Genomic DNA, 18790 nt, shown 5'->3' on the forward strand with positions numbered 1-18790 from the left:
CTTGCGAGGCTTGCCGCCAGTGTGTTTCAGCGATGCAGTCCATTGATATCACGCTGCATTCTCAGGAAACACTGGTCTTTGCCGACCACCTTCAGGCCTTTTCTTTCGTAAAGCTTTTTTGCCGGATTATTTTCAAAGACGGTCAGACGCAATGCCGGACGTCGCTCCTTGCATGCCATGGCGAATACCTGATCGATCGCCCAGGAACCGGCGCCCTGCCCCTGGTACGCTGCTGACACATGCAATTCGCGGATATACAAGGCTCTGGCGTCACGGCTCAGGCTGACGTAACCCATCACCGTGTCCTCCCGCACAATCAGCCAGTTTTCCCGCCCCTCCCAGGCGACATCGAAGGCCTCGTCCAGCCACAACAGCTCATGTTCAATGTAGTAGCGAAGCATATTTCGACAAGTCAGGTCACGGGCAAAGTCCAGGTCCCGCGGGGTTGCCGGACGCAATTCGAAACCCATTCAAGCCTCCGCCACAGCCACGATTTGCCCTTTCCAGCCGTCAGCATTGCGGCGAGCAACAACCATAAGGTTCCCCGTACCCGGGGCCGCCACAATCAACGTCCCGTCCGCCGCCCAGATTGCACTGCGCCCTGCCGACTCCCAGCCACCCGTTGCGCCACCATGATTGGCCATCAGAACCGCCATCGAGTGAGTGCAAGCATAGCCTTGCAATAGTGCGGTATCCGGAGCGTAACCGTTTTCTGTGATCAACACGCCCGCGGCATAAAGATCAGCACCCTGCCGTGCCGCGGCTGCCGCGTGACTGGCGTGAGAAAAATCGGCGCAGACCGCCAGCGCGACGGTGTCGGTACCTATCTTTAATGTCGAACCGCCCGTTCCCGGAGCAAACGCCACCTCCTCGCCCGGGTGCAGATGCTGCTTGCTGTAAACCCCAAGCGAACCATCGGCGCCCAATACCAGAGCTCCGATCAATACCGGCGAATCGCCCGACAGACGAATCGGCATCCCAACGACACTGGTCACACCGACTTCCCGCGCGAAATCGCGCAGCGGTTGCAGCACCCCGGCGTCTGGCGCTATGGCCAGCTCCGCCGCCAGGCCGCGTTCGTATCCGGTCAGCGACAGTTCCGGAAACACCAGCAATTGCACGCCTTGCTCTGCAGCAACCTGCATGAAGCGCCGATGCCTAGCCATATTGGCGGCAAGATCACCGGCGATGGAGATCGATTGAGCGGCGGCAATGGTCAGTGTCGTCATGGTTCGTCCTTGTGACGTTGTGGTTGTTGGGCGCAGCGCAAAGTGTGTCACAACCCCCGACGTACTCAAGCGATAGACAAGCCCATGATCATCGATAGCATTTTCTGATTGAATCCGCGTACCGGCCTCTAGTAAGCTCGGCGCATTCATCGGAGACAGACCATGCTCAACGCCCTCTCACAGCTTCGTACCGCCAGCGCCCCGCGCTCGGTTGTGGCTGCCCGGGCGAATGACGTTTGTGCTTCGGTCAGCTTTTATTTTGGGTATTGGTTTAGCCACTGGCGCGCCTGATACCCACACGGCGCCCACTTTAAACGGGTCGCCACCAGAGAATTCTCAACCCCCGGTCGGCCTCCCGACCGGGGGTTTTGTTTTTTTCAGCCCTGAACATTTTTTGCGTCACACCAGACAATTTGAGGATTCACGACATGAACTACGCCACTTATTACCGTCACGACAGTTTTACCGCCTGGCGATTTACCAGCCTCCGCTCGGGACAGCCTGCCGCCTCCGATCGGTCACCCACAGGTGGCAAGCACACACACGCAGCCAATCCGGCCAATTGTCGAACACCCCAGTAGGGCCGAGCGCGCGGGAACGAACCCGCCGCCAGCCCAGGAAGCCCGAATATGAACTCGTCCGTCTCTGCTCTGCCGCTGTCCACCTTGAACCCTGCCAATGAAGCGCTGACCTTGCGTCTGCCCAGCTCATTGCAACTCAAACAGCAGTTACCCCTCAGCAACGCCCTGACCCAACAAGTCGCCGCCCACCGTCAAGCGGTTCGCGCGATCCTCAACGGTGAAGACTCCCGTCTGCTAGTCATCGTCGGTCCGTGCTCGATTCACGATCCCCGTTCCGCCCTCGAATACGCCACCCACCTTGCCCGCCTGGCTGCCAAAGTCAGCGATGAGATGCTGCTGGTGATGCGCGCCTACGTCGAAAAACCGCGCACCACGGTGGGATGGAAAGGCTTGGCCTACGACCCGCACCTGGATGGCAGCGACGACATGGCCGGCGGTTTGACGCTGTCCCGCGAATTAATGCGCGAAATGCTCCAGCTGGGCTTACCCGTTGCCACCGAACTGCTGCAACCGATGGCCGCCGGCTACTTCGACGACCTGCTGAGCTGGGTCGCGATTGGCGCCCGTACCACCGAATCACAGATCCACCGGGAAATGGCCAGCGGCCTGAGCATGCCGGTAGGGTTCAAGAATGGCACCGACGGCGGTGTGGCTGTCGCCAGCGACGCCATGCGCTCGGCCGCCCATCCGCATCGCCATTTCGGTGTCGATAGCCAGGGACATCCTGCGATTATCCAGACACCAGGCAACGCCGATACCCATCTGGTATTGCGTGGCGGCCATCGCGGGCCGAACTACGACCGTGACAGCATCGCTCAAGTGCACAGCGATTTGACCCGGCTCAAGATTCCGGCGCGGATCATGGTCGATTGCAGCCACGCCAACAGCGGTAAAGACCCATTGCGTCAGCCAGCGGTGTTCAACGACGTGCTTGAACAGCGCCTGCAGGGTGATCGATCGTTGATTGGCATGATGATCGAAAGCCATCTGTTCGAAGGTTGCCAAGCGCTGAGCCCGTCGCTGCGTTACGGAGTGTCAGTAACGGATGGCTGCCTTGGCTGGACCGGGACAGAACAGTTGTTGCAGCAGGCAGCCGAGCAACTTCGTGCTCAGCGTTGCACCCAACAGCCGAAGTGACCGGTGCCCGCCTTCCAGTTCTCCAAGCGAAAACTGGAAGGCGGTTGCCTTAAACCGGTTACGACTGCACTTGCACCAACGTGACTTCGGACTGTTGGCTCACATCGTCGAGACGTTCGACCGAATAGGCTACCCGGACCGTCAAATCCCGATGTTCGCGCCAAAACCTGTAGGGAACGATAAATACCAGCGGTTGACCGGCCATTTCCCTTGAGATCTCACGATCATCGCGATGATTGAAATGCTCCCCGTCACATTTCAGATAAACCAGCTCACCCTCTTCTGCCTGGGCATTGTCGATCACGACGGTGACACCATCGATCGCATCTTGCAGATCCAGCCAACCCTCATCGGCCTCCAGCACAGAGGGAGGCAATAGCGGTCCTCGCTCCAGAGGGCCGATCAACAACTGTGCAGGCTCCGAGAAGCGAGGCTCTTGGCCTTCTTTCTCGACGCAATAGCTGATCGTAATGGTTGCACCAAGGTTGGGAGCAATAGACTCGGGACTTACCCAGAACGACAGTTCGCCACCCACTGCAAAGGATTCGATTTTCAATGTGTCATTGAAGCTTGATTGTGGTGTACCGCCGGCCCAGGACAGCAAGACCCGATCTCCAGCCGCCATCCGGGGATACGGCCTGATCGTAACGCGGGCGCCCTCGGCGACCCTGTCGGGATCAAGTGTGCCGCCCACCGCATCGTTCACAATCACAGGCAACAGATCCGGCCGGACATCACCGACGCTCAACTGTAAACGCCCGGACTCCAAAGGCTCACAATGAAGCGCACTGTACAGCGTGTAGTAAACCTCGAGCGACCCGCCGTCCAGTGCGGCGATGTGTACGTCCGACACAGCAAAGACAATCACCCTGTCCACCTGGGCTTCGCTGACAAACCGCGACACTTCATGCCGATACGCCACACCCTCTGCATCGATACCTGACCAGGACAAGACCAGCTTGTCTCCGCAGGCCATGGCCTGATAAGGCGCAACAGTGACAATGGCCTTTCTTTCGGACGGATCCAACATGGCGTTCTCCGCCTGGTCCAGCCGAGGTGCCGCCATGTATTGCTCTACAACATTCAGGTTTGCCGCTTCATAAATAGTCATTCATACGCTCCAGTCCTTGGAATAAATGCCGCCTTGAAAGTCGGCATCGAACGAAGCCTATTGAACCCCACGATGCTGATTCGTGATGCAGGGCAAAGGCGTCGGCTTGCACGGAAAAATGACGTTTCACAAGTAGGTCATTGCGAGAAAGCGTTCAACCATCGTTAAAAAGATGTCCAGATATTCCGACCAAGACCTCATGTTCATCCGAACTTTCGTACTATTTCTATTCCGTTTTCATCGGGTTATAGCGGCTTTTTCATACATCGCCGAGCAGCTGGTGTGCTTTAGAGTGCCCCCCTTGAACACACACCTGACCTACTGCGAAAAAGGAATCTACATGCTACGGAATGCAACCACTCACTATCCGATCCTGCTGGTCCACGGGCTCTTCGGCTTCGATCGCATCGGCAACCTGGAATTGTTCCATGACGTCAAACTGGCCCTCAGAAGCGCCGGCGCCAGGGTCTTCATCCCGCATCTGTCGGCTACCCACAGCAATGAAACCCGCGGCGAGCAACTGTTGGCGCAGATCGATCGGGTACTGCTGGGAACCGGTGCAAGCAAAGTCAATCTGATCGGTCACAGTCAGGGGGCGCTTGCGGCACGGTATGCAGGAGCGCTGGCACCCGAGGTGGTCGCCTCGGTGACATCGGTCAGCGGGCCGAATCATGGCTCGGAACTGGCCGACTTCCTGCGTAAGGCGCTGATCCCCGGACGCCTGCCGGAACACGTTGCCGGAGCGGTGGCCACGCTGTTCGCCGATTTCCTATCATTGCTCAGTGGCAACCGGCATCTGCCGCAAAACGCCATTGCCGCGCTCAATGCACTGACCACCGAAGGCGTCGGCGCCTTTAACGACAAGTACCCGCAAGGGTTGCCAAAAACCTGGGGCGGCAAGGGGCGCGATCAGGTCAATGGCGTGCGCTACTATTCCTGGAGCGGCATTTTGCAGGGGGACATCCTCGATGAGGGACTCCATGCACTCAATCCGCTGCACGGGTTTCTGCGGGCCTTCTCCCACTATTTCACCACCGAAGCCGAGCAGAATGACGGCATGGTCGGTCGATTCAGTTCCCATCTAGGCAAAGTGATCCGTTCGGATTATTCGCTGGATCATCTGGATAGCCTCGGCCAGACAACCGGTCAGGTCCGCCGGGGTATCGACCCGATTGCCCTGTATGTGCAACATGCCGAACGCTTGCGAAATGCCGGCCTTTAAAACGCTGCATGAAAGAGACGGAACTTTGAGGAAGAAATAGCCCACTGAATCCGGTAGGCTCCGCATTTTATTGAACATTGAATGGAGTATTTTCCCATGGCCAAAGCCACTGCCCGTCACATCCTGGTTTCCAGCGAAGAAAAGTGCAACGAACTCAAGGCCCAGATCGAGGCTGGCGCCGATTTCGCCGAAGTCGCCAAAGCCAACTCCTCCTGCCCTTCCAGCCGTCAGGGCGGTGACCTGGGTTCGTTCGGCCCGGGCCAGATGGTCAAGGAATTCGACACCGTGGTCTTCAGCGCGCCGATTAACGTGGTGCAAGGCCCGGTCAAGACCCAGTTCGGTTACCACCTGCTGGAAGTGACCAGTCGTCAGGACTGATCAGCGCTTTGAGTTTGCTACACAACGGCCCGCCTTTTGGTGGGCCGTTGTGTTTTCGTTACGTGATACGGCTGGCGAGGGACGCGCCGCTAGCGTACAAATTGTGGTTATCCACCACCCGGCTCTAAGGCTGACAATGCGACTGGCTTTCCCCACATTGTTGTTCACTGCCGTGGCGCTGCTATTAAGTGCCGCTGGTGTGAATGCTGCACCGCAACATGCGTTGACCGTGTACGGTGAACCGGCGAAGTATCCCGCGGGCTTCAGCCATTTCGCCTACACCAACCCGCGCGCGCCCAAGGGCGGCACGATGCGTCGCTCGGCGATGGAAATCGGTCATTTCGACCATATGCTGCCGTACATCGACAAGGGCACGGGTGTCACGCAGATCGACGGCTTGATCTACTCGCCCCTGGCCCAGCGTTCGCTGGATGAGCCCTATACCGTTTACGGCCTGGTCGCCCAACAGATGGAGCGTTCCGACGACGGACTGTCGCTGCGTTTCTACCTGAATCCGAAGGCCCGTTTCGCCGACGGCAAGCCGATCACCGCCGAAGACGTGCGCTATACCTTCGACCTGCTGATGACCCAGGGCAGCCTGCGCTATCGCACGCAGTTCGCCGACGTCAAAGGCGTCGAAGTAGAGTCACCACTCACCATTCGGTTCGACTTCAAGAGCAACGAAAACCGGACCCTGCCCCTGGACCTCGCGACCTTGCCGGTGTTTCCCGAGCACTGGTGGAAAACCCGCGACTTTGCCAACGGCGGTGGTTACGAGCCGCCACTGGGCAGCGGGCCGTACCGCGTGAGCAAGGTCGACTCCGGGCGCAGCATCACCTTCGAGCGTAACGCCGACTGGTGGGGCAAGGATTTACCGGTCAGCCGTGGCCTCTACAACTTCGATCATTTCAGCATCGAGTATTTCGGCGATACCGATGTCGCCCGCCAGGTCCTGCGAGGTGGCGCCTACGACTACAACCGCGAATTCTCCGCTACCGCCTACTCCATCGGCTACGAAAGCCCGGCCCTGAGCGACGGTCGCCTGCAAAAGGCCCACCTGGCCAAAGAGGCACCGCAATCGGCTCAGGGCTTTGTGTTCAACCTGCAAAACCCGATGTTCCAGGACCGTCGCGTGCGTCAGGCCCTGGCCATGCTCTGGGATTTCGAGTGGAGCAACCGGCAGATGATGCGCGAGATGTACATCCGCCAGCAGAGCTACTTTTCCAACACCGACCTCGCTGCCCGAGAACTGCCCGACGCAGGCGAAAGGGCGATTCTCGAACCGCTGCGCGGGCAGATCCCCGACGAAGTCTTCACCCAGGTCTTCGAAGCACCGAAAACCGACGGCAGCGGCGTGATTCGCGACAAACAGTTGCAAGCCCTGGGTTTGCTCGAACAAGCCGGGTGGAAACCCGATGGCGATCAATTGGTCAACACCCAAGGCCAACCGCTGAGCTTCACTTTCCTGGTCAGCCAGAACGGCATGGACCGACTGCTGTTGCCTTATAAGCGCACCCTGAAACAAATCGGCATCGACCTGAATATTCGGCGCATCGACGCGTCCCAGTACGTCAACCGCCTGATGTCCCGGGATTACGACATGATCGTCACCGGCTACCCGGTCACCACCTCGCCGGGCAACGAGCTGTACAACTATTTCGGCTCGGCGGCGGCCAACGATCCCGGTTCCAACAACTACATGGTGCTGAAGAACCCGGCGGTCGATACGCTGGTCAACGGCCTGGTTCGCGCCACCACCCAGGCTGACATGCTGCGCTACGCCCATGCCCTGGACCGCGTCCTGCAATGGAACTTCTATTGGATTCCCAATTATTACCCGCCGGGCAGCTCGACCGTGTGGTGGAACCGCTTCGGCATTCCCTCTGTGCAAGCGAGCAATGACGCAGCCATCGAGAGTTGGTGGGAAGTGAGCTCCACCCCGCTGACCAATCAACAAATGACCGCCGAGCTCATCAAACGCGGCAAGCCCGGAGGACCGCACTGATGTGGGCTTACATACTGCGGCGCCTGCTGCTGATCATTCCGACACTGGTGATCATTCTTCTGGTCAATTTCGTCATCGTCCAGGCCGCGCCCGGTGGCCCGGTGGAACAGGCCATCGCGCAATTGCAGGGCATTGGCGGTGCGAGTGTCGGTGGCGGTTCCAGCGAAACCATGCATGGCAGCTCACGGGCCAGTCGAGGGCTCGACCCGCAGCTGATCAAGGAGATTGAAAAGCAATATGGCTTCGACAAACCGGCCCCGGAACGTCTGTGGCTGATGCTCAAGAGCTACGCCCGCCTCGACTTCGGCAAGAGCTTTTTCCGTGGTGCCACGGTCACCGACCTGATCCTGGAAAAAATGCCGGTAACCATTTCTCTCGGGCTCTGGGCCACGTTGATCACTTATCTGGTGTCGATTCCCTTGGGCATCCGCAAGGCCGTGCATCATGGCAGCCATTTCGATATCTGGAGCAGCACCGCGATCATCATCGGTTATGCCATGCCGGCGTTCCTGTTCGCGATGTTCCTGATTGTGGTCTTCGCCGGCGGCACCTCATTGAACTGGTTCCCGGTGCGCGGCCTGGTCTCGGACAACTTCGAGTCGCTGTCGACCCTGGGCAAAGTCGCCGATTACTTCTGGCATCTGGTACTGCCGGTGACGGCGCTGGTGGTTGGCGGTTTCGCCACCCTGACCATCCTCACCAAGAACTCCTTCCTCAATGAAATCACTCGCCAATACGTGGTCACCGCCCGAGCCAAGGGCTTGAGCGAGCGCAGGGTGCTTTACGGCCATGTGTTTCGCAACGCCATGCTGCTGGTGGTGTCAGGAATTCCGCAGGCCTTCATCAGCGTATTTTTTGCCGGCTCACTGCTGATCGAAGTGATTTTCTCCCTCGATGGCCTGGGTCGCTTGAGTTACGAAGCCGCGGTTTCACGGGACTATCCGGTGGTATTCGGTTCGCTGTTCATCTTCACCTTGTTCGGCCTGCTGATAAAACTCATCGGCGACCTCTGCTACACCCTGGTCGACCCACGCATCGACTTCGCCGCGAGGAACGCCTGATGTTCAAGCTCTCGCCGCTGGGCCGTCGCCGTTTCGAGCGTTTCAAGAAAAACCGCCGTGGCTGGTGGTCGCTGTGGTTGTTTGTCGGCCTGTTCCTGCTGACCCTGGGCGGAGAACTCATCGCCAACGACCAACCGCTGGTGGTCAGTTATCAGGGCTCGCTGTACTTCCCGGCGTTCAAACGCCACACCGAACAGGAGTTTGGTGGGCAACTGCCGTTCCAGGCCGATTACCGCAGCGATTACGTGCAGAAGCTGATTCATAAGGACGGTGGCTGGATGCTGTTTCCTCCGATCCCGTTCAGCGACGACACGCCCAATTACGACCTCAATCAACCGGCGCCGAGCCCGCCGTCGAAGGTCAACTGGCTGGGCACTGACGATCAGGCCCGAGACGTGCTGGCCCGGGTGATTTTCGGGGCGCGGGTGTCGATTCTGTTCGCACTGGCGCTGACCTTCATCAGCGCGTTGATCGGCATCGCCGCCGGTGCCCTGCAAGGCTATTACGGCGGTTGGGTCGATCTGCTCGGTCAGCGCTTGCTGGAAGTCTGGTCGGGGCTTCCGGTGCTGTACCTGCTGATCATTCTGTCGGGCTTCGTTGAGCCGAATTTCTGGTGGCTGCTGGGGATCATGGCGCTGTTTTCCTGGCTGGCCCTGGTGGACGTGGTGCGCGCCGAATTCCTGCGCGGGCGCAACCTGGAATACGTCAAAGCCGCCCGTGCGCTGGGCCTGACCGACCGCAAGGTGATCGTGCGGCACATCCTGCCCAACGCGATGAACGCCACCCTGAGTTATTTGCCGTTCATTTTGACCGGGGCGATTTCCACCCTCACGGCACTGGACTTCCTGGGCTTCGGCATGCCGGCCGGCAGTGCATCGCTGGGTGAGTTGATTGGTCAAGGCAAGCAGAACCTGCAAGCGCCGTGGCTGGGGCTGACGGCGTTTTTCACCCTGGCGCTGATTCTTTCTTTATTGGTGTTTATCGGGGAGGCATTACGCGATGCCTTTGATCCTCGGTCTTGAAGCGGACTGTTGATATGAGTGACAACCTGATCGAAATCCGTGACCTCAACGTGGCCTTCAGCGGCCAGACCGTGGTGCGCAACCTGTGCCTGGACATCCGCCCCGGCGAATGCCTGGCGCTGGTCGGCGAGTCGGGCTGCGGCAAGTCGGTGACTGCCCACTCGATCCTGCAACTGCTGTCCGAGACCGGCACTCAAACCACCGGCAGCATTCGCTATCGCGGCCAGGAATTGATCGGCACCGACATCAAGACCTTGCGCGAGCTGCGCGGCAACCGGATCGCGATGATCTTTCAAGAGCCGATGACCTCCCTCAATCCGCTGCACAGCGTTGAAAAGCAGATCGGCGAAACCTTGCTGCTGCATAAAGGGCTGGGCGGCAAAGCAGCACAAGCGCGGATTCTTGAGTTGCTGCAACTGGTAGGCATCCAGAAACCCGAAGAACGGCTCAAGTCTTATCCCCATCAACTGTCGGGCGGCCAACGGCAACGGGTGATGATCGCCATGGCCCTGGCTTGCGAGCCGGAATTACTCATCGCCGACGAGCCGACCACCGCGCTGGATGTGACGGTACAACGCAAGATCCTGCTGCTGCTCAAATCCCTGCAACAGCGGCTCGGCATGTCGCTGCTGTTGATCAGCCACGACCTCAATCTGGTGCGCAGCATGGCCCAGCGGGTGTGCGTGATGCACGCCGGGGAAATCGTCGAGCAGGCACCTTGCGAAACGCTGTTCACCGAGCCGAAACACCCTTACAGCTGCATGTTGCTGAACGCCGAGCCGGAAGGGGAAGCGCTGCCCCGGGACGAGCGTGAAAAAGTGCTGGAAGTGGATAATTTACAGGTCCGGTTTGTCATCGGTGGCGGCCTGTTCCAGCGTAAAACCTATCTGCGTGCGGTGGACGACATCAGTCTGAATGTTCAGCGTGGCAAGACGCTGGGCATCGTCGGTGAGTCCGGTTCGGGCAAGTCCACCCTCGGTCAGGCGATCCTGCGTTTGCTCGATTCGCAAGGCAGCATTCGCTTTCAGGGCGAGGCCCTGGATGGCTTGACACAGAAGCAGCTGCGACCGTGGCGCAAGAAGATGCAGGTGGTGTTCCAGGACCCCTTCGGTAGTCTCAGCCCGCGAATGTCCGTGGCGCAGATCATCAGTGAAGGCCTTGAGGTTCACAGCCAATCCACCCCCGACGAATGCGAAGCCCAGGTGATCCGGGTGCTGGAAGAAGTTGGGCTCGACCCGCAAAGCCGTCATCGCTACCCGCACGAATTCTCGGGTGGCCAACGCCAACGCATCGCCATTGCCCGCGCACTGGTGCTGAAACCGGCGCTGATCCTGCTCGACGAACCGACCTCGGCGCTGGATCGCACGGTGCAAAAACAAGTGGTCGCCCTGCTCCGTCAGCTTCAGGAAAAATACGGCCTGACCTACCTGTTCATCAGTCACGACCTGGCGGTGATACGCGCCCTGGCCCACGACATGATCGTGATCAAGGACGGCAAAGTGGTGGAAAGCGGCGCGAGCCACACGGTGTTCGACTCGCCGCAGCATCCGTATACCAAAGAGCTGTTGGCGGCGGCGCGTCCGGGGTGGGCATAATCTGCGTCATGTCGTTGGACCGCGTCGCGGCCTTCGCGGGCAAGCCTCGCTCCTACAGGTCGAGGTGATCCGTAGGAGCGAGGCTTGCCCGCGAAGGCACCCGAACAAACACCACACATCCTGGACAATGAAGCCCGATGAACACCACCGAAAGCCTCAAGGACTACCAGCGCGTTCGCACCCTGGCGATCCGTTCGCTGTTCGAAATCATCGAGCAATCGAGCGAAGGCACGGTGATTGTCGACCGCGACGCGAACATCGTCTGGATGAATGAGCGTTATGCCCGGCGCTTCGGTCTCGAATCGGCCGCAGGTGCGATCGGCCGGGCCTGTGAAAGTGTGATTCCTGGCAGCCTGTTGCGTGAGGTGGTGCGCACCGGACGCCCCATCCTGCTGGACATGCAGGACACTCCCAAGGAACCGCTGGTGGTGATGCGTCTGCCGATTCACGACGATGCCGGCGCAGTGATTGGCGCTATCGGCTTTGCCCTGTTCGATGAATTGCGCAGCCTGTCGCCGATGCTCAAGCGCTACCTGAGCATGCAGGAAGAACTCGCCTCCACCCGCTCGCTGTTGCGGGCACGGCAGACCAAGTACAACTTCGCCCATTTCATCGGCACCAGCGCCGCCAGCCTGGAAGTCAAACGTCGCGCCCGGCGCAGCGCCAGTGCCGAGTCTCCGGTGTTGCTGCTGGGCGAAACCGGTACCGGCAAAGAGTTGCTGGCCCAGGCGATTCACGGCGCCTCGCCCCGGGCGCACAAAGCGTTCGTCAGCATCAACAGCGCGGCGATCCCCGAGTCGCTGCTGGAAGCCGAGTTCTTTGGCACCGCCCCCGGCGCGTTCACCGGCGCCGATCGCAAGGGCCGCACCGGCAAGTTGCAGATCGCTCAGGGCGGCACGCTGTTTCTCGATGAGATCGGCGACATGCCGCTGCCGCTGCAAAGCAAATTGCTGCGGGTGTTGCAGGAAAAGGAATTCGAGCCGGTGGGTTCCAACGAAGTGATTCAGAGCGATGTGCGGGTGATCGCTGCCACCTCCACCGACCTGGAAGCGGCGATCAAACGCGGCGAGTTTCGCGCCGATTTATATTACCGCCTCAATGTGCTGCCGATTCAGGTCCCGCCCCTGCGTGATCGCCTTGACGACCTGCCGGCCCTCAGTGAAGCGATCCTCGAAGAGCTGCGCAGTCAGCACGAACTGAACCCCGAAGCCCTGGATTTGTTGGGTCAACACGCTTGGCCAGGGAACATCCGCGAACTGCGCAATGTTCTGGAACGCGCGGCGTTGCTCAGTGATGATTTGATGCTGAACGCGACGGATATCCGCGCGGCGATTGGCAGTTTTATCCCGGTGCAGCGTGTGGCGCCCTTGGCCATCGAGCCGGTTGCCCATGAAACCTTCAGCGAAGCTCGTGAACGGTTTGATCGGCAGTTGATTGAAGCCGCCCTCGCGCAATGCGACGGGAAGGTTATCGAAGCGGCGGCGCGTTTGGGGTTGGGGCGGTCGACGTTGTACAAGAAGATGGTGGCGTTGGGGATTGCCGAGTCTCCATAAAGAGACATTGATCTCTATTGATAGACGCGGCCTCTTCGCGGGCAAGCCTCGCTCCTACAGGTAACGCAATGGCGCAAATAACCACAATCCCGTAGGAGCGAGGCTTGCCCGCGAAAGCGTCAGCCCCGGCATCAAAAATCTCAATACAGAGACAAAAAATCGTACAACCCTCTCATCAATAAATAATTTCTTTAAGTTTCAACAACTTAGCTTCTGGCACGAAACTCGCTATAGCCCTTCCCACAAAGCTTCACCCTACAAAAATAACAATTCAGGAGACACACCATGAGTGTGATCATTGCCTTGGCAGCTCTCACGCTGCTGATGGTGGCTGCTTACCGTGGCTACAGCGTTATCCTCTTTGCCCCGATCGCCGCCCTCGGCGCCGTCCTGCTCACCGACCCTTCTGCCGTTGCCCCCGTCTTCACCGGGGTGTTCATGGAAAAAATGGTCGGCTTCGTCAAACTGTATTTCCCGGTGTTCCTGCTCGGTGCCGTGTTCGGCAAGCTGATCGAGTTGTCGGGCTTCTCCCGCTCCATCGTCGCAGCGGCCATTCGTTTGCTCGGCACTCGCCAGGCGATGCTGGTGATCGTGTTGGTCTGCGCCCTGCTCACTTACGGCGGCGTGTCGCTGTTTGTGGTGGTGTTTGCGGTCTACCCGTTTGCCGCCGAGATGTTCCGCCAGAGCAATATCCCCAAGCGCCTGATCCCGGCGACCATCGCCCTCGGCGCATTCTCGTTCACCATGGACGCCCTGCCCGGCACGCCGCAGATCCAGAACATCATCCCTAGCACCTTCTTCAACACCACCGCCTGGGCCGCGCCGTGGCTGGGTGTGATCGGCACGATTTTCGTGTTCTGCGCCGGCATGCTGTTCCTTCAAAGCCAGCGCAACAAGGCCCAGCGCAGTGGTGAAGGGTATGGTTCAGAGCTGCGCAACGAGCCGGAAACCGCACCGGACATCAAGCTGCCCAACCCGTGGATCGCGCTGTCGCCGCTGTTGATGGTGGGCCTGATGAACCTGCTGTTCACCCGCTGGATTCCGCTGTGGTACGGCAAGACTCACAGCCTCTCGTTGCCAGGCATGGCAGCACCGGTGACCACCGACATCGCCAAACTGACCGCGATCTGGGCGGTCCAGGCAGCCTTGCTGGTGGGCATCGTCATGGTGCTGGTGTTCGCCTTTCAGACGATTCGCGGCAAGTTGGCCGAAGGCAGTAAAAGTGCGGTCAGCGGCGCGCTGCTGGCGGCGATGAACACCGCGTCGGAATACGGTTTCGGTGCAGTGATCGCGTCGCTACCGGGTTTTCTGGTGCTGTCCGGCTGGCTCAAAAGCATTCCCAACCCGCTGGTCAACGAAGCGATTACCGTGACCCTGCTGGCCGGCATCACCGGTTCGGCGTCGGGCGGCATGAGCATCGCCCTGGCGGCGATGTCCGAGACGTTCATCAGCGCCGCCCATGCCGCCAACATTCCATTGGAAGTGCTGCACCGGGTCGCCGCGATGGCCAGTGGCGGTATGGACACCCTGCCGCACAACGGCGCGGTGATTACGTTGCTGGCGGTCACCGGTTTGACCCACCGCGAGGCCTACAAAGACATTTTCTGTATTACGCTGATCAAGACACTCGCTGTTTTTGTGGTGATCGGTACTTTCTACGCCACTGGCATTGTGTGAGGTATTCATGACGACTCTTTCGGGCAAGACCGCACTGGTCACCGGTTCCACCAGCGGCATCGGTCTGGGAATCGCCCTGAGCCTGGCCAAGGCTGGCGCCAACCTCATCCTCAACGGTTTCGGCGATGCGTCCAGGGTGATTGCCGAGGTGGAACAGCTCAATAATAAAAGCGGCGGCAAGGTCGGCCATCACCCCGCCGACGTCAGCGACCCGGCGCAGATCGCCGACATGATCGAGTACGCCGAGCGTGAGTTCGGCGGCGTGGATATCCTGGTCAACAACGCGGGCATCCAGCACGTGGCGTCGGTGGAGGATTTTCCGGTGGAGCGCTGGGACTCGATCATTGCGATCAATCTGTCGTCGGTGTTTCACAGTACCCGTTTGAGCTTGCCGGGGATGCGTACCAAGGGCTGGGGACGGATCATCAATATCGCTTCGGTGCATGGCCAGGTCGGTTCGGTGGGCAAGGCGGCGTACGTTGCGGCCAAGCATGGTGTGATCGGCCTGACCAAGGTGGTCGGCCTGGAAACCGCCACGACGAACGTCACCTGCAATGCCATTTGCCCAGGTTGGGTGCTGACGCCGCTGGTGCAAAAGCAGATCGATGATCGCGCCGCGACCGGGATCGACCCGCAGCAGGCGCAACATGATTTGCTGGCCGAGAAGCAGCCGTCGCTGGAATTCGTGACGCCGCCGCAGCTGGGTGAGTTGGTGCTGTTTTTATGCAGCGAAGCCGGTAGCCAGGTACGTGGCGCTGCGTGGAATATTGATGGTGGGTGGTTGGCGCAGTAATCCGCCGCCAAACCGCGTTATCGTTCTTCGCGGGCAAGCCTCGCTCCTACAGGTTTTGTGTCGAACCCCATACCCTGTAGGAGCGAGGCTTGCCCGCGAACAGATCTGAAGACAGAAAAAGAGGCCAAGCCATGTCCGACATCCTCTGGCAACCCGGCACCGAGCGCATCGGCAAATCCCGCATGGAGGCCTTCCGGCGCTTCGTCAATCAGCGACATGCCCTTGAAATCGCCGACTACCCTGCCCTGCACCAGTGGAGCATCGATCAACGCGAAGCTTTCTGGCAGGCCATCGTCGATTTCTTCGACATCCGTTTTCACGATCAGCCAGACGCGGTGCTGATTGAGGGCGCACAAATGCCCAGCGCCCAGTGGTTCCCCGGCGCCACGCTGAACTTCGCCGAGCACTTGCTGCGCCGTCGCGACGATGCCGTGGCGGTGGTGGCCATCGGCGAAAACGGCCAACGGGAACAACTGACCTGGGCCGAACTGGCGAGCCATGTCACCGGTTTTCAAAACGGCCTGAAAGCCGCCGGTGTCGGCCTCGGCGACCGCGTGGCCGCGTGCATGCCGAACACCTGGCAAACCCTGGTAGCCATGCTTGCCACCACCAGTCTGGGGGCGATCTGGTCTTGTTCCTCGCCAGATTTCGGTACTCATGGGGTGATCGACCGTTTCGGCCAGATCGAGCCGAAAGTGCTGATCACCTGCGCCGGTTACCGTTACGCCGGCAAAGAGATCGACCAGACCGCCAAGGTCAACGAAATCCTCGGGCAACTGCCGTCCTTGCAGCAGTTGATCGTTGTGCCTTACGCACGACCCCAGGCACACATCGAAGACTTCCGCAGCCAGGCCAACGTGACGCTCTGGGACGATTTCTACGACCCGGGCGGTGAGCCGCAATTCGTTCCCGTGCCCTTCGCCCATCCGCTGTACATCCTCTACTCCAGCGGCACCACCGGCGTGCCGAAATGCATAGTTCACAGCACCGGCGGCGTGCTGCTGCAACATGTCAAGGAACATGGGCTGCATACCGATCTTGGCCCGGGCGACCGTTTGTTCTACTACACCACGTGCGGCTGGATGATGTGGAACTGGCTGGTCTCGGCCTTGGCGGTCGACAGCGCCGTGGTGCTGTATGACGGCTCGCCGTTTCATCCAGGCCCGGAGCGTTTGATCGACCTGATCGACGACGAACGCATCAACGTCTTCGGCACAAGCCCCAAGTTCCTCACCGCGCTGGAAAGCAATGGCCTGAAGCCCTGCGACAGTCATGACCTGAGCAGCCTGAAAACCGTGCTGTCCACCGGTTCCGCGCTGTCCCCGCAAAGCTTCGACTACGTCTACCGCGCGTTCAAGTCCGACCTGTGCCTGTCCTCGATGTCCGGCGGCACTGACATCATTTCGTGCTTTGTGATTGGCAACCCGGTCCTGCCGGTGCGCCGTGGCGAAATGCAGTGCAAGGGCCTGGGCATGGCGGTCGAAGTGTGGAACGACGCCGGTACGCCTGTGATCGGGGAAAAAGGCGAACTGGTGTGCACCCGGCATTTTCCGGCCATGCCCATCGGTTTGTGGCATGACCCTGATGGGGAGAAGCTGCGAAAGTCCTATTTCAGCCTGTTCCCCGGTGTCTGGGCCCAAGGCGATTACGCCGAACAACTGCCCCACGGTGGCCTATTGATCCACGGGCGTTCCGATGCCGTGCTCAACCCCGGCGGCGTGCGCATCGGCACGGCGGAAATCTATCGTCAGGTGGAGAAAATCCCGCAGGTGCTGGACAGCGTCGCCATCGGCCAGCAATGGCAGGATGACGTGCGGGTGGTGCTGTTTGTGAGGTTGCGTGACGGTGTCGAGCTGGACGAAGCACTGCAACAACAGATTCGCCAAGTCATCCGCGCCAACACCACACCACGGCATGTGCCGGCGAAGATAGTTGCGGTGACCGATATTCCGCGGACCATCAGCGGCAAGGTGGTCGAGCTGGCGGTAAGGAATGTGGTACATGGCCAGAAGGTGAAGAACACCGACGCACTGGCCAATCCCGAGGCATTGGAGCAGTTTCGCAACCGCCCCGAACTGAGCGACTGAAACGTAGATCCATTGTGGGAGCGGGCTTGCTCGCGAAGACGATTTCACATTCAACATTGATGTTGGCTGATAGACCGCTTTCGCGAGCAAGCCCGCTCCCACATTTGATCGTCGTTGCCGGCGCTAGTCCACCAATCCCCACTCACCCGGCGGTGTATGGGGCCCGGGCGTGGCCTCGGCGTGCATTTTCAGGCGCAAACGCAAGTTGTTCACCGAATCTGCATGTTTCAACGCCTCTGCCTCATCAATCGCGCCCTCGGCAAACAGCCCGAACAGCGCCCCATCAAAGGTCTGCATTCCTGCGTCTGACGACTTCTCCATAATCCCCTTGAGCTCGCCAAGCTCATTGCGCCGGATCAGGTCGCCGATGGTTGGCGTTCCCAACATCACTTCCACCGCTGCCCGGCGCTGCCCATCCCGGGTACGCACCAAACGCTGGGAAACAAAGGCCTTGAGGTTATTGCCCAGGTCATGGAGCAGTTGCGCCCGGCGTTCTTCGGGAAAGAAGTTGATCACGCGGTCCAGCGCCTGATTGGCGTTGTGGGCATGCAAAGTGGAAATGACCAGATGACCGGTATCGGCAAACGCCAACGCGTGCTCCATAGTCTCGCGATCGCGGATCTCGCCGATCAGCACCACGTCCGGTGCCTGGCGCAGGGTGTTTTTCAACGCCGCATGAAAACTGCGGGTATCGACGCCGACCTCACGCTGGTTAATGATCGACTTCTTGTGCCGATGGATAAACTCGACCGGGTCTTCGATGGTGATGATATGGCCGCTGCTGTGACGGTTGCGGTAATCGATCAGCGCCGCCAGCGAGGTCGACTTGCCGGAACCGGTCGAACCGACGAACAATATCAGCCCCTGTTTGAGCATCACGGTTTCGAGCAGCACCGGAGGCAGCTTGAGGTCTTCGAAACGTGGAATGTCGAGTTTGATATTGCGCGCCACGATCGACACATCATTGCGCTGCTTGAAGATATTGAGCCGAAAGCGCCCGACCCCGGCCAGGGAAAGCGCCAGGTTCATTTCCAGTTCGCGATCGAACTCCAGGCGCTGTTCGGCGTCCATGATGGACGCGGCAATGGCTGCGATTTCTCCGGGCTTGAACGGTTGCTCAGCCAGGGCTTTGAGCACACCGTCAAATTTCGCGCTGGGTGGCGCGCCCGTGGACAAATAAAGATCGGAGCCATTGCGGCTGGACAGAATCTGCAACAGTGCATCGATTTCCATGGCAAAAAACACCCGCGAAGCATTCAATTGAAAAAATGACCCCATCTGGGTCATCCAGCGTCTACCGCCATGCAAGGATAGTAGACGCCGCCACACCGACTGACGC

At 59.6% G+C, this 18790-nt stretch carries 15 protein-coding genes; 11 read left to right on the plus strand and 4 right to left on the minus strand.

The window, feature by feature from the left end; genetic code table 11:
- Positions 1-26: 26 nt before the first annotated feature.
- Positions 27-470, minus strand: a complete 444-nt coding sequence (locus KW837_RS11940; RefSeq protein WP_218395913.1) for an N-acetyltransferase — start codon at positions 468-470, stop codon at positions 27-29.
- Positions 471-1229: a carbon-nitrogen hydrolase family protein gene (locus tag KW837_RS11945; RefSeq protein ID WP_218395915.1), complete on the minus strand. Its 759-nt coding sequence runs from the start codon at positions 1227-1229 to the stop codon at positions 471-473. It lies immediately after the preceding gene.
- Positions 1230-1858: 629 nt separating this feature from the next.
- Between KW837_RS11945 and KW837_RS11950 the strand changes: the two genes are divergently transcribed.
- Entirely contained in the window at positions 1859-2947 is a 1089-nt protein-coding gene (locus tag KW837_RS11950) for a 3-deoxy-7-phosphoheptulonate synthase (protein WP_218395917.1), read from the plus strand.
- A 58-nt stretch (positions 2948-3005) separates the two neighbouring features.
- Here KW837_RS11950 and KW837_RS11955 read toward each other — a convergent pair whose 3' ends face one another.
- Positions 3006-4058, minus strand: a complete 1053-nt coding sequence (locus tag KW837_RS11955) for a hypothetical protein (RefSeq protein ID WP_218395919.1) — start codon at positions 4056-4058, stop codon at positions 3006-3008.
- Between the two features lie 340 nt (positions 4059-4398).
- Between KW837_RS11955 and KW837_RS11960 the strand changes: the two genes are divergently transcribed.
- The 10 genes from KW837_RS11960 to KW837_RS12005 all read left to right on the plus strand — a co-directional run bounded on the left by KW837_RS11960 (position 4399) and on the right by KW837_RS12005 (position 17451).
- Positions 4399-5280, plus strand: coding sequence for a triacylglycerol lipase (locus tag KW837_RS11960; RefSeq protein WP_192343762.1), 882 nt, complete (start codon positions 4399-4401; stop codon positions 5278-5280).
- Positions 5281-5376: 96 nt separating this feature from the next.
- Positions 5377-5658: a peptidylprolyl isomerase gene (locus KW837_RS11965; protein ID WP_007898306.1), complete on the plus strand. Its 282-nt coding sequence runs from the start codon at positions 5377-5379 to the stop codon at positions 5656-5658.
- A gap of 136 nt (positions 5659-5794) precedes the next feature.
- A complete protein-coding gene (locus KW837_RS11970) occupies positions 5795-7663 on the plus strand; it encodes an extracellular solute-binding protein (protein WP_218395921.1) in 1869 nt (622 codons plus the stop codon).
- Positions 7663-8724 carry a microcin C ABC transporter permease YejB gene (locus KW837_RS11975; RefSeq protein WP_218395922.1) on the plus strand — a complete coding sequence of 354 codons (1062 nt, stop codon included), beginning with the start codon at positions 7663-7665 and terminating at the stop codon, positions 8722-8724. The genes KW837_RS11970 and KW837_RS11975 overlap by 1 nt, the downstream gene beginning before the upstream one ends.
- Positions 8724-9746 carry an ABC transporter permease gene (locus KW837_RS11980; RefSeq protein ID WP_218395924.1) on the plus strand — a complete coding sequence of 341 codons (1023 nt, stop codon included), beginning with the start codon at positions 8724-8726 and terminating at the stop codon, positions 9744-9746. Before KW837_RS11975 ends, KW837_RS11980 begins: the two co-directional genes overlap by 1 nt.
- A gap of 14 nt (positions 9747-9760) precedes the next feature.
- The gene (locus KW837_RS11985) at positions 9761-11341 is read left to right on the plus strand and encodes an ABC transporter ATP-binding protein (RefSeq protein WP_218395926.1); all 1581 of its coding nucleotides are present in this window, start codon (positions 9761-9763) and stop codon (positions 11339-11341) included.
- A 137-nt stretch (positions 11342-11478) separates the two neighbouring features.
- The gene (locus KW837_RS11990; RefSeq protein ID WP_218395927.1) at positions 11479-12894 is read left to right on the plus strand and encodes a sigma-54-dependent Fis family transcriptional regulator; all 1416 of its coding nucleotides are present in this window, start codon (positions 11479-11481) and stop codon (positions 12892-12894) included.
- Between the two features lie 285 nt (positions 12895-13179).
- Positions 13180-14571, plus strand: coding sequence for a GntP family permease (locus tag KW837_RS11995; RefSeq protein ID WP_192343757.1), 1392 nt, complete (start codon positions 13180-13182; stop codon positions 14569-14571).
- Between the two features lie 7 nt (positions 14572-14578).
- Positions 14579-15364 carry a 3-hydroxybutyrate dehydrogenase gene (locus KW837_RS12000; RefSeq protein WP_218395929.1) on the plus strand — a complete coding sequence of 262 codons (786 nt, stop codon included), beginning with the start codon at positions 14579-14581 and terminating at the stop codon, positions 15362-15364.
- 131 nt (positions 15365-15495) lie between these two features.
- A complete protein-coding gene (locus KW837_RS12005) occupies positions 15496-17451 on the plus strand; it encodes an acetoacetate--CoA ligase (RefSeq protein WP_218395931.1) in 1956 nt (651 codons plus the stop codon).
- A gap of 123 nt (positions 17452-17574) precedes the next feature.
- Here the strand turns inward: KW837_RS12005 and KW837_RS12010 are convergent, their stop codons facing one another.
- Positions 17575-18684 carry a PilT/PilU family type 4a pilus ATPase gene (locus KW837_RS12010; protein WP_218396726.1) on the minus strand — a complete coding sequence of 370 codons (1110 nt, stop codon included), beginning with the start codon at positions 18682-18684 and terminating at the stop codon, positions 17575-17577.
- Positions 18685-18790 lie beyond the last annotated feature (106 nt).

This window comes from Pseudomonas sp. PDM24 (assembly GCF_019218905.1).
Lineage (GTDB): Bacteria > Pseudomonadota > Gammaproteobacteria > Pseudomonadales > Pseudomonadaceae > Aquipseudomonas.

Excerpts from the sequence above, each read along its gene's own strand:
- KW837_RS11950 (WP_218395917.1), top strand. The coding sequence starts at position 1,859 with ATGAACTCGTCCGTCTCTGCTCTGCCGCTGTCCACCTTGAACCCTGCC.
- KW837_RS12010 (WP_218396726.1), bottom strand. The coding sequence starts at position 18,684 with ATGGAAATCGATGCACTGTTGCAGATTCTGTCCAGCCGCAATGGCTCC.
- KW837_RS11975 (WP_218395922.1), top strand. The coding sequence starts at position 7,663 with ATGTGGGCTTACATACTGCGGCGCCTGCTGCTGATCATTCCGACACTG.
- KW837_RS11990 (WP_218395927.1), top strand. The coding sequence starts at position 11,479 with ATGAACACCACCGAAAGCCTCAAGGACTACCAGCGCGTTCGCACCCTG.
- KW837_RS12000 (WP_218395929.1), top strand. The coding sequence starts at position 14,579 with ATGACGACTCTTTCGGGCAAGACCGCACTGGTCACCGGTTCCACCAGC.
- KW837_RS12005 (WP_218395931.1), top strand. The coding sequence starts at position 15,496 with ATGTCCGACATCCTCTGGCAACCCGGCACCGAGCGCATCGGCAAATCC.
- KW837_RS11970 (WP_218395921.1), top strand. The coding sequence starts at position 5,795 with ATGCGACTGGCTTTCCCCACATTGTTGTTCACTGCCGTGGCGCTGCTA.
- KW837_RS11955 (WP_218395919.1), bottom strand. The coding sequence starts at position 4,058 with ATGACTATTTATGAAGCGGCAAACCTGAATGTTGTAGAGCAATACATG.
- KW837_RS11980 (WP_218395924.1), top strand. The coding sequence starts at position 8,724 with ATGTTCAAGCTCTCGCCGCTGGGCCGTCGCCGTTTCGAGCGTTTCAAG.
- KW837_RS11965 (WP_007898306.1), top strand. The coding sequence starts at position 5,377 with ATGGCCAAAGCCACTGCCCGTCACATCCTGGTTTCCAGCGAAGAAAAG.
- KW837_RS11960 (WP_192343762.1), top strand. The coding sequence starts at position 4,399 with ATGCTACGGAATGCAACCACTCACTATCCGATCCTGCTGGTCCACGGG.
- KW837_RS11985 (WP_218395926.1), top strand. The coding sequence starts at position 9,761 with ATGAGTGACAACCTGATCGAAATCCGTGACCTCAACGTGGCCTTCAGC.
- KW837_RS11995 (WP_192343757.1), top strand. The coding sequence starts at position 13,180 with ATGAGTGTGATCATTGCCTTGGCAGCTCTCACGCTGCTGATGGTGGCT.
- KW837_RS11945 (WP_218395915.1), bottom strand. The coding sequence starts at position 1,229 with ATGACGACACTGACCATTGCCGCCGCTCAATCGATCTCCATCGCCGGT.
- KW837_RS11940 (WP_218395913.1), bottom strand. The coding sequence starts at position 470 with ATGGGTTTCGAATTGCGTCCGGCAACCCCGCGGGACCTGGACTTTGCC.